Origin of the sequence: Campylobacter concisus (genome assembly GCF_002912425.1) — a bacterium.
In the GTDB taxonomy this organism is placed as follows: domain Bacteria; phylum Campylobacterota; class Campylobacteria; order Campylobacterales; family Campylobacteraceae; genus Campylobacter_A; species Campylobacter_A concisus_AH.
The window spans coordinates 1-11,397 of sequence record NZ_POYR01000049.1; the positions used below are offsets into that span (position 1 = coordinate 1).

The window sequence follows — 11,397 nt, forward strand, 5'->3', positions numbered from 1 at the left end:
TTCTAGTATGACTTTAAATTTCATAGAAAAATTTTCAGATATGAAAAAGCTTAAATTTCAAAGTGAAGAGGCATTTTTCAGCGAAGAGAGTGCTAAATTTTTTAGTAAAAAAGAGACTGCAAATTTTATCTCTAGTGACGAAATGAAAAAGGATATGAGCTTTGAAGAGCTGATAAAAGCCCTTGATAGAAGCAAATATACAACAAATTCGCAAAGCGAGCTTAGCTTTTTGTTAGAGCTTTCCAAAATTTTTACAAGCCAAGGCATGGACAACAATGCAAAAGTTGTATATTCGCAAATAGTTAAATTTATAGAAAACACCGAGCTTAAGGATTATTTGTCAGATATTTATATAAAGGCAAAAACATTTTTGTGATAAAATATGTTTTTTTAAAACTTCTTTAATTTTATTTAATTATAATTCTTAAATCATTTACTCAAAAAAAGGATGTTATTATGGCAGAGAATTCAATCCCACCAAAAGAACGTATAAACATTGTTTATAGAACCAAAACAAACAACCAAGAAGCAGACGTTGAGCTTCCATTAAAGCTGATGGTAGTTTCAAATTTAACTGGTGAAAACCAAACTCCACTTGAAGATCGCGAAGTTGTCTCTATAAATAAGATAAATTTCGATCAAGTTATGAAAAGTTTAGACATTCATACTGAATTTTCAGTGAAAAATAGACTAAATTCTGGTAGCGAAGATCTAAATATCGATCTAAATTTTGAAAGCATTCAAGACTTCAATCCAGACAATATCATCAACCAAGTGCCTGAGCTAAAAAAGCTATTACAGCTTAGAAAAGCTTTAGTTGCGTTAAAAGGACCTATGGGCAATATGCCTGATTTTAGAAAAGCGGTTTTAGAGGCTATTAAGGATGAAGATAGTAGAAAACAGCTTCTTTTAGAGCTTAAAGACGAAAAAGATAAGGAATAAAAATGTCTGAAACTAAAGTAAAAACTCCTATCATTGAAAGCATAATGCAAAGGAGCAAATATACAAAAGATGATGAAAGTTATAGCGTAGTAAAGCAAGGAGTTGCCGAGTTTATCTCAAATATCATCACAACAAACAATGCTGAAGAGAAGATAAATAAGCTAGCACTTGATGAGATGATAGCTCACATAGATACGCTTTTATCAGCTCAGATGGATGAAATTTTACACAATAAATCTTTCCAAGAGCTAGAATCTACTTGGCGCGGCATTAGATTTTTAGTTGAGAGAACAAATTTCAACGAAAACGTAAAGATCGACCTTTTAGACGCTACAAAAGAAGAAATTTTAGATGACTTTGAAAACAATCTAGATATAACTCAAAGCACACTTTATAAGCAAATTTACTCAGCTGAGTATGGTCAATTTGGTGGCGAGCCAGTTGGCGCGATAGTTGCTGACTATGAGCTAGATAAGTCAAACCAAGATATGACTTTCTTAAACAAAATGTCGTCAATTGCGGCAATGAGCCACTCTCCGCTTCTAACTTCGCTATCTTCTAAATTTTTCGGACTTGATAACTTTGGCGAGCTTGAAAACATAAAAGATCTAAAGAGCCTACTTGAAGGTCCTCAATACACAAGATGGAGAACTTTTAGAGAGAACGAAGACGCAAAATATACAGGTTGTATGGTAAATAGATTTCTTACTAGATCTCCATATATCCCAGAAGATAACCCTATAAAAAGCTTTAACTACCGCGAAAGCGTCGATAAGCACGATGATATGCTTTGGGGCAACGGCGCTTATGCGTTTGCTACAAGACTTACAGAGAGTTTTGCGGACTATAGATGGTGCGGAAACATTATCGGACCAAAAGGTGGCGGCGCTGTAAAAGACCTACCAACTTATACTTATGAAAACTACGGAAGCGTTCAGACAAAAATTCCAACCGAAGTTTTGATCACAGATAGAAGAGAATTTGAACTTGCAGAAAACGGCTTTATCACACTTACACTAAGACGTGATAGCAATAACGCAGCGTTTTTCTCTGCAAACTCAGTGCTAAAACCTAAAGTTTTCCCAAATACTCCAGAAGGCAAAGCTGCCGAGACAAATTTCAGACTTGGCACACAGCTTCCATATGTATTTTTGATCTCTCGTTTGGCTCACTATCTAAAAGTACTTCAAAGAGAAGAGATCGGTACTTGGAAAGAGCGCAGTGACGTTGAACGTGGCTTAAATGAGTGGCTAAGACAGTACATCTCAGATCAGGAAAACCCACCAGCTGATGTAAGAAGCAGAAGACCATTTAGAAGCGCAAAAGTCATCGTTAGCGATATAGCTGGCGAGCCAGGCTGGTACAAGATAGAGCTTCTAGCTAGACCTCACTTTAAATTTATGGGGGCAAATTTTGAGCTTTCTTTGGTTGGTAAGCTGGATAAAGAGTAAATTTAAGCATGTCGCTGATAGATAAAATTTTATATGAATTTAGTGATGAGTCAAAATTTCGTCCCTACTTCAAAGACCTAGACAGCGACATCAAAGATCATATCGATACTATCTTAAACTCAAGGCTCGGAAACTACGGCCGTTTAAACGATAGTATCATCGATCTTTGGTCGGTTGGGGTTGAGATAAACGAGCTTGGTCATAGACTTGGCATGGCGATATATGAACTAATCACCTCAAACGAAAATAGAATAGAGATAACCTCTATCGGCTACGATGACTCGCTAAAGCCTTGGCGTATCATCTTTAACATAAACTATAAGCATAAAAACGACAACTTTAAAGAGTATTTGCTAAAGGTTATTTTTAAGAACAATAGATATTGTGAGATTTTATAATGGATTATAATGAAAATAATTTAGCTTATTTTCAAAAAGAGATGGCGTATCTTGATGAAACGAGAGCACTTTTTATAAAGAATTTCCCAAAGGTTGCACCATTTTTAGATACTAAGAGCAAAGATCCCGATGTTGAGAGTATCATAGAAAATATGGCTATTTTGACATCAAGGATTAGACAAGAGTTAGATGAAAATATCCCCTTAATAGCTGAGTCTTTGATAAATATCTTAATGCCAAGCTACACCAATCCTTTCCCCTCAGTTTGCATGCAAGAATTTGCTCTAAGAGATGATTTTTCAGAAAAAAAGGAATTTATACCAAAGGGCAGCATCATAGAGTCAAAGCCAATAAACGGCGTAGCTTGTAAATTTCAGACGATATATGATGTAAATTTGCTTCCTTTAAAGATATCAAAAGCTTTCATGTCAAACAACAAAAGCGACTATCTTTTAAATTTAAACATATCTATCACCAAAGATGAACTTAGCACCAAAGAGCTTGATACCAGCTTTTTAAATTTATATCTTGGCGATAACATATACTTCTCTTCAACTCTTTTGATGTGGCTAAAAAACTACTTGAAATTTATAGTCGTAAGCTTTGAAGATAGCGATGAGGAGATAAAACTTGGAGCTGATAAGCTTAGCTTGGATGAATTTGATGAAGCTTTGATAAATAGCGATGAGTTTGGTTTTGAGGCGTTTGAGCTTATAAAAGAGCTTTCGTATTTTTCATCTAAACTAAATTTCATCCGTATAAACGGACTTTGTTTTTTAAAGAGATTTGACACAAAAAGCTTTAACATCAAATTTGTCTTTTCAAAAGATATGCCAAATGGCTACGTGCCAAGACTAGAGTATTTTTCTCTCTTTGCCACGCCAGCGATAAATTTGTTTGCAAAAGGCGCTGAGCCTATACAAAATAACAACAAACGAAGCGAGTATAGAATTTTCATCGACCGCTCAAACATAAACGCTTACGAGATAGTCTCTATCACAAAGGTCGTCGCTCACAGCAGCAATAATGAAAAAAGGATACTTAAAAACTACAAAAGCTTTGAGAGGTTTGAGTTTTTAAATAGCCAAAGATCAAAGGATTATTACTTTGTAAGCAACAAAATAGATATGAAACTAAACTCTTACAAAGAAATTTCATTTTTTAAAAATGACACTAAAGAGCAGACCGTGAGCATCGAGACGCTTTGCTGCAACGGTGACCTGCCAACTAGTCTAAAACTAGGCGAGATAAACAAAATCCAAAATCACCAAGGCGTAGTAACCAAAAATTTAACTATCCCAACTAGCGTAAAACGTGTAAATGTAGATGGAAATTTACTCTGGAGGCTAGTTAGTATCTTGTCATTTAGCTATCAAAGCATACTAAACAAGGGCTCTTTTTTGGCACTGCTTAATGCCTTTATGCTACCTGATGATGAGTTTTTGAAGAAATTTTCTAGCTCGCTTCATGAGATAAAGACAAAACAAATCCACAGGGTCGATGGCGGCTTTGCAAAAAGAGGAGTGCTTTGTATATTTTATATAGATGAGAGCGAGTTTGAAAGCCTTGGAAATGTCTATGTTTTAGGTATAAATTTGGCTAAGTTTTTATCAAAATTTGCTTCTATTAACTCATTTTGCGAGCTTAAGATAAAGTGCGTAAAGAGTAAAATTTTATTTGATTATGGGTTTTTAAGCGGCACGAAAGAGCTTGTATGAGCGAAGAGATAAGCCAAGCTTCTTTTTTTAAGCTGATAAAAAACATCCTAAAAAATAGGGATAGGAGCGAGATATTTTTAAAAAATAGTTCGAGTTTTGCCTACCCGATCAAAGAGCTCGAGAGCTTAGATAAGCAGGAGCTTACAAAGATAATTGTAAATTTTATGGGTCTTTTAGGAAGCGGCTCGCACCTAACAAGCTACATTTTAGAGAAAATTTCAAAGACTAATGACAATAGCTATGAGCTATTTTTTGATTTTTTTGACAACTACTTGCTTTGGCTATTTTTTGACAGCATTAGTCTGAAAAACTACGCAAGATCTTTTGAAGATGAGCTTGATGATAAAATTTCAAAGATCTTACTTGATATGCTTAATATAAAAGAAAAGCTGCTTGCAAAGAAATTTCTGCCATTTTCGCCACTTGCAGTTAGCCAAAGAAGGCCAAAAAAAGAGGTTGAATTTGCGCTTCAGAGCCACTTTGGGCTAAAAGATAAGCTTTTTATACTTGAAAATTTACCAAATCAAATTTTCATAGCGCCATCAAATTTAAACTCTTTAGGCCATAAAAATAGGACGCTTGGTAAAAATTTCATCCTTGGCAAAAAGCTTTTTGAAAAGCAAACCAAGATCGCAGTCTTTATAAACGGCATAGAGTACGAAGAGGCTGTAAATTTCTTCCCCAAAAAAGATAAATTTAAAGAGCTTCAAGAGACTCTTTCTTATTTTACTAATGATGAATTTGTTTCTGATTTATATTTGAAGATAAATTACTCTCACAAGATGCAGTTTAAGCTCGGGTCAAAATATACAAGTAGTCAAATTGGCTTTGGTTCAAGGCTTAAAAATGATAAAAAAATGTCAAATTTTATAAAATTTAGACTTTGTTCATAAAATTTAACTCCAAAATCAAAAAAATCTGATATAATTACATAAAAGAAATATATTTATTTGTAAAAGGATTTGCAGCTATGGCATTTATCGACTACTTACGCAGATTTTTCACATTTTTTAGGTTTAAACACAGTGTTGTTTTAGTAACTTCTATCGCTCTTAGTGTTTTGTTTTGGCTCTATGCCCCACTTGTAGCATTTAACGATATATACAGCTTTGCTAGCGTTAGCTCACGAGTTAGCGTGCTAGTTGCTTTTTGGGCAGTTATATTGTTTTTTGTCTTGCTCAGACCGCTGATGAACTATTTTGCATCACGCAAAGATGAGAAAAACGACAAACTAAAAGAGATCAAAAAAGAGTCATTGGATAGTTTTGGCAAAGCAAAGAGAAATTTCTTACTTTCGCTAAAAGATGCCAAAACGACTTGGAAAAAAGATATAAATTTCAAAAAATTGCCATTAATAATGATAATAGGCAACGAGGGCGCTGGCAAAAGTGCTTTTATAAACTATTCAAATATCGAATTTCCTCTATCTGACAGCCTAGATACATATAAAAAGATACACCAAAGTACGACAAATTTTAACCTTTATGTATCAAAATTTGGCGCATTACTAGATACTGAGGGCATTCACTTTGCGCAAGAGAGCCTCTATCAGCCAACTGCGACAGAGGAGCTTCCTGAAGATGATGTAGAGAAAAACAGAGACTATCTACTTAAAAAAGGCGTTTGGAACGAGTTTTTACACTTTTTAAAGAGAAATGACTTTAACTCAAGACTAAGCGGCGCCGTGCTTATCATCGATACGAAAAAATTTCTAGAAGGCACTCAAGAGTATTTTGACGAGCTTATCAGGTATATGGTAAAGAGGATAAATGACTGTGAAAAGCACCTTGGCATTAAATTTCCTATTTATGTAGTCTTTAGCAAGCTTGATCTTATAGATGGTATGGGTGATTATTTTAAATTATTTAATGAAGACGTGGCAAACAAAGCACTTGGTATAAATTTAGACTCAAATTTCACCGCCCAAACACTTGAGACAGAGCTTAAGGGCTTAAGCGACTCACTATTTAAACACCTAATGAGCAAAAACTCGATCTCGCACATGCTAGAAGATAAAAAACGCTCATATTTGTTCTTAAAACAGCTTGAAAATTTCTTCGTGCTGGTAAAAGACTTTGTCACAAAGCTAAGCTCTCAAAATGCTCTTAAAAACACATCTGTGATAAATGGAGTTTATTTTGTAAGTGCATATCAAGAAAACATCCCTATAAACTACCTTACAAATACAATTTGTGATAAATATAGCATCAAAAAACCACTTCTTAGAGCGGTAAATAATTACAGCAAACAAAGCTACTTTGTAAAATCATTTTTAAAAGAGATCGCTTTTAAAGCAAATGTAACTAAATTTGGTGCGCAAAATAGATTTATTAAATTTATAAATTTCGCTCTAGTGGCTGCACTTTGTGTGGGAGTTTATTTTGGCTCTAGTTATATTTTAAATATCAAAAATACAAAAGAGCAAATTGCGGCTAACAACGTAGATAAAATCTCTAACTATCTTGATAGCAAGAAGTATAAAGATCTTACCGCTACACAAAAGATCGAGCTTTTAAATCTGCTAAAACAAAGTCTAAACGACTATCCAAGGATCTTTAGCGGTGACACTAAATTTGAGTACATCACTCTTGATACTTCTTATAAAGGTTTTGCGCCTGTTAAAGCGCTTTATTACGATCTTAGTGCTGACTTTTTTAAAAATACAGTTTTAACTGAGATGGAAAATATCCTAAAAACAGAGAGTGACCCAGATAAGCTTATAAAAGCCTTTTATATGTATGATTCACTTTTTGATAAAAACTATACAAACGTAGATCTATTTAAAATTTGGATAGCTGCAAACTGGGATAAATTTGAAAAATATGGCGTTGCTAAGAATGAGTTTTTAGCACACATTGAAGCTATTTTAAATGCTAAAAATTTAAGCATTTCAGCAGATCAGAGCGCCCAAAGTGCTGCAAATACTAAACTAACACCTGTTCAAAGAGCAAAAAGGCTCTACTCGATACTTGAGTTTATCTCATTTAAAGATGAAAAATCATTCTACGACATCAAAAAAGAGGTTGAAAATTTAAACCAAGTAGTTCAAGAAAAAGAGGCGTTTAAACCATTTAATAAAATTTATACAAAAGAAAATTTAAGAGACTTCTTGGCAAAACTTAGCTCAAACATCGATGAGACTGCAGGCATCGAGTCATGGCTGATGGATACAAACTCATCTTTAAAAGATATCAGCTCAAATGAGAAAAAAGAGCTAAGCATCGCTGTTGTTGAGCTTTACTTGCAAAACTATGCTGATAAATGGAACCAAATTTTAAGAGCGATCGAGCCAAATGAATTTGCTACTAAAAAAGAGGTCATAGATGAGCTTGAAATTTTGTCAAAAAGAGAAAACCCGCTAAATTCTCTTATAAAACTAACCAACCAAAATACAAATTTAAATGATGAAAATTTACTAAAATACATCTACTCTCTAGGCTTTGCTTCAAGCGAGATAAAACGTGTATTTACAGACTTTAGCACTAAATTTACAAACTATCATGCGCTAAATTCTGACGGATCTCTAGATCTTATTAGCAATGACGTCACAAATGTCTATAAAAAAGTTAGTGACTATAACTTTGAGATGCTTCAAAGCAGTGACGACAAGATCGTTTATGCGATAAATGGCATAAAAAATGAGAATGATCCATTTATCGTGCTAAACAATGACGCTAAAAAGCTTCCAGATGAGCTAAATGAGTACTATCAAAAGCTATCAAAGCTTGCTTGGAAACAGGTAGAAAACGGAGCTTCATCGCTTTTAGCAACAGCTTATAAAGATGATGTTCTTGATGACTTTGAAAGTCTTATAAAGCCTTATTATCCATTTAATGAAAACTCAGCAAAAGCTGTTAGTATCGAAGAATTTAAGAGATTTTTTGGCAAAGACGGAACTTGGAATAGCTTTTATGATAAGTATCTAAAACAAATTTTAAGCAAAACTGGCAGTGGCTACAAAGTAAGACCAAAATATGCAAAAGAGCTAAGATTTAATAAAAGTTTCCTTGAAAATATCGCTTATATCGATAGAATTTCAAATTTGATGCTTGACTCAAATGATGAGCTAAAACTAAACTATAACTTAAAAGCAGTTGATCTATCGGCAAATTTCAGCCACATAAATATAGGCTACGGAAATAACTCTTTGGCGTATGATCACACGATCCCATCAAATTTACTTGTCTCAAGTAAAAGCTTTGATATCTCAACACAGTTTAAATTTAACGCAGTTTCAAATGCAGGTAGCGACAAAAAAGAGATCAGCTTTGATGGTGAGTGGGGCTGGTACAAGCTCTTAAAGGCTTCAAATTTCAGCAGCATCGGCGTTAGTACGCTTAACTTTGATGGTAAAAAAGAGTCATATTTTGGCTTTGAAGTTACTCCAAATGGTGGAGAGCTTTTGGAGCTTATGAATATCATACCAACTATTGATTTACCAAGAAAGATGCTTTATTAAGGAAAAAATATGCAAGAGATAGCAGCGGTTATACAAAATTTCGATAAAGCCTCGAGCTTTTTGGCGCAGTATGTCATTTTTGATGAAAATGGCGGAGACATAGGCTCGCTAGATACGGTTAAATTTCCATGCAGCGATACAAGTGGCTCTATAGCTTCAAAGCACGCTCATATAGGCTTTGAAGAGGGTGTTTTTACCATTTGCGGATACGAAGGATGCGAGATATTTTATAGCGATTCTTATTCGAAGTTGCCTGATGATTATGAAAGCGTGATAAATCCAGGAGATATTTTTAGGATAGGAGAGCTTAAATTTATATTTATAGATCCTTCTAGGATAGACGAATATGTCGGCAAAGCTCACAAGATCATAGAAAATACCAAAAACTTTGATGAGCTTGATAATAAAGAATTTGAGCCAGTTGGGAAAATCTCAAATGTTGATTTTAAAGAAGAGCCAAAGATAAATTCTCTCATAGATGAAGAAAAAGATATCACTTTAAATGAAAATGTTAATGATGTACCTTTAAATTTAAATGAGAGCGCTCAAAATTTCGATGAAGAAGATATAAATAGTCAAAGGATGCTAACAGCAAAGAGCATGGATGAGCTTTTGATGAATTTAGTTGAGAGCATAAAAGTGCAGCCAAACATGAGCCCTATAAGCGAGCAGAGCAGGACGTTAAATACAAAAGATATGGAAACTATTATAAAAACGCTGCCTCTAAGCGACAACACGACGCTTGTTAATGCTGTTTTGCTTAAGCTTATTTGCAAAGAGCTATATAGTCAAATGTACGATATAGTCGAGAATAATTCATTTTTCAAATATCTCTCTGGTGCTGTAACAAAAAGCACCAGAGAAGATAAAGAGGCGTTTAATTATTTATTACATAAAGCACTTGAAAGCTATATGTTAAAAAAGTAATGTTTTTAATAAAATAGAAAGTTAATAAAAGTTAAAATAACCAAATTTTTTAATAGGAGTAAATATGTCACAACCAGTGTATATTAAGGTGAAAGGTTCTACTCAAGGACTTATCTCAAGTGGTGCTTCAACAGAAGCTAGTATCGGTAATCGCTATCAGTCAGGTCACGAAGATGAGATCATGGCACAAGAGGTTTCTCACATCGTAACTGTTCCAGTAGATCCACAAAGTGGCCAACCATCAGGACAAAGAGTACATAAGCCATTTAGCTTTACAACATCTTTAAACAAAGCTGTTCCACTTCTTTACAACGCATTAACTCAAGGTGAGAGACTTCCAGAGGTTGAGATCCACTGGTACAGAACATCAACTAGCGGTGGTGCTGAGCACTTCTTCACTACAAAACTAGAAGATGCAACTATAACAGATATCACTCTAGTAAGTCCAAATGCTCAAGACAAGCTAAACAGCGACAAAACTGAGCTTTTTAAAGTTTCAATGAACTATAGAAAGATAGTTTGGGAGCACGTAGCTGCAGGCACAAGCGGAAGCGATGACTGGAGAGAAGCTACTAAAAAAGCTTAAAAAATAACCTAGGGATCCTCCCTAGGGATATCAATCTTCTCGTTGGAAGGACACAAATGAGCCCTTTTTATCATTATCTTTTAAAACACCATGATATGTGAAATGCGATATGAAACACCTAACTATGATCATATTTCTCATAACATCTTTATATTCACATGAAGCAAACTGCACGGATATGTTTGGACTCATTTTTAATAAAAATTTAAGTGACGCTGAAACAGCTAAGTACATCAAATACTACATAGATGATCTTGGATGCGATGCAAATATGACTATTAAAATACCAGATCTTTCAATAAGACCAAATTTATTAGAGTATGCTTATGATATAAATAAAATAAAAACTTTTGATACTCTTTTGGCAAAAGGTACAGCCGCTAATGCAAGCTTAGCAACGTCTATAGGTATGAGTTTTGCATTTTTCTTTAGAGAAAATGGTGTCGGTATAGACAACAAAAAAGCAAGCCCTGAGCTACTAGAATTTGTCAAAACACCGAAATATAAAGAATTTAAAGAAGAAAAATTTAAATTAATTAAAAAACTATTAGATCATGGGCAAGATCCTTATTATTATGGTTATTTGAGAGTTATATTAAAGATAGTAGGAGATGAAAAAGATTTAGATAGGTTGCTAGAGCAATATAAAAAGGATAATAAATGAGCATATTGATTTCATTTATTATTAATATAGCAATCATCAATTTACATTATCTTGGATGCGTAAATTCATTAAACATTGTAGCAAACAAAGATATAAGCGATGAAAAAACAGCAATGTATATGAAAACATATATAGAAGATTTTAAATGTAGCCCAGATATCGGTGTGAAATCAACAAAACTGACATCCACTTGGATTGATTTATTGTATCTTTCTTATGTAGTTGATAAGCCAAAAACCTTTGATTATATTT

11 protein-coding genes are annotated in these 11,397 nt (G+C 34.0%); all 11 read left to right on the forward strand.

Translation table 11 applies throughout. From position 1 onward, the window contains the following. Nucleotides 1-376: hypothetical protein (locus CYP84_RS10705; protein ID WP_180996370.1), on the forward strand; the 376-nt coding region annotated here is incomplete at its 5' end. Nucleotides 377-456: 80 nt separating this feature from the next. Beyond that, complete coding sequence (tssB, locus tag CYP84_RS02990; protein WP_012001089.1) at nucleotides 457-942, forward strand: type VI secretion system contractile sheath small subunit; 486 nt, start codon at nucleotides 457-459, stop codon at nucleotides 940-942. A 2-nt stretch (nucleotides 943-944) separates the two neighbouring features. Then, complete coding sequence (gene tssC, locus CYP84_RS02995) at nucleotides 945-2,393, forward strand: type VI secretion system contractile sheath large subunit (RefSeq protein ID WP_021086376.1); 1,449 nt, start codon at nucleotides 945-947, stop codon at nucleotides 2,391-2,393. Between the two features lie 8 nt (nucleotides 2,394-2,401). Beyond that, nucleotides 2,402-2,791, forward strand: coding sequence for a hypothetical protein (locus CYP84_RS03000; RefSeq protein WP_012001091.1), 390 nt, complete (start codon nucleotides 2,402-2,404; stop codon nucleotides 2,789-2,791). Continuing rightward, nucleotides 2,791-4,509 carry a type VI secretion system baseplate subunit TssF gene (gene tssF / locus CYP84_RS03005; protein ID WP_103636629.1) on the forward strand — a complete coding sequence of 573 codons (1,719 nt, stop codon included), beginning with the start codon at nucleotides 2,791-2,793 and terminating at the stop codon, nucleotides 4,507-4,509. Before CYP84_RS03000 ends, tssF begins: the two co-directional genes overlap by 1 nt. Next, the gene (locus CYP84_RS03010) at nucleotides 4,506-5,402 is read left to right on the forward strand and encodes a type VI secretion system baseplate subunit TssG (RefSeq protein ID WP_103636630.1); all 897 of its coding nucleotides are present in this window, start codon (nucleotides 4,506-4,508) and stop codon (nucleotides 5,400-5,402) included. The genes tssF and CYP84_RS03010 overlap by 4 nt, the downstream gene beginning before the upstream one ends. A gap of 77 nt (nucleotides 5,403-5,479) precedes the next feature. Beyond that, nucleotides 5,480-8,968 (forward strand): type VI secretion system membrane subunit TssM, encoded by a 3,489-nt coding sequence (tssM, locus tag CYP84_RS03015; protein WP_103636631.1) that lies wholly within the window; start codon nucleotides 5,480-5,482, stop codon nucleotides 8,966-8,968. A gap of 9 nt (nucleotides 8,969-8,977) precedes the next feature. Next, complete coding sequence (locus CYP84_RS03020) at nucleotides 8,978-9,895, forward strand: hypothetical protein (RefSeq protein ID WP_103569546.1); 918 nt, start codon at nucleotides 8,978-8,980, stop codon at nucleotides 9,893-9,895. Between the two features lie 64 nt (nucleotides 9,896-9,959). Next, nucleotides 9,960-10,481, forward strand: a complete 522-nt coding sequence (locus tag CYP84_RS03025) for an Hcp family type VI secretion system effector (RefSeq protein ID WP_012001093.1) — start codon at nucleotides 9,960-9,962, stop codon at nucleotides 10,479-10,481. 178 nt (nucleotides 10,482-10,659) lie between these two features. Then, on the forward strand, nucleotides 10,660-11,145 hold the full coding sequence (locus tag CYP84_RS03030) for a hypothetical protein (protein WP_258033881.1): 486 nt from the start codon (nucleotides 10,660-10,662) through the stop codon (nucleotides 11,143-11,145). Beyond that, nucleotides 11,142-11,397: hypothetical protein (locus CYP84_RS03035; protein ID WP_141089188.1), on the forward strand; the 256-nt coding region annotated here is incomplete at its 3' end. The genes CYP84_RS03030 and CYP84_RS03035, both read left to right, overlap by 4 nt.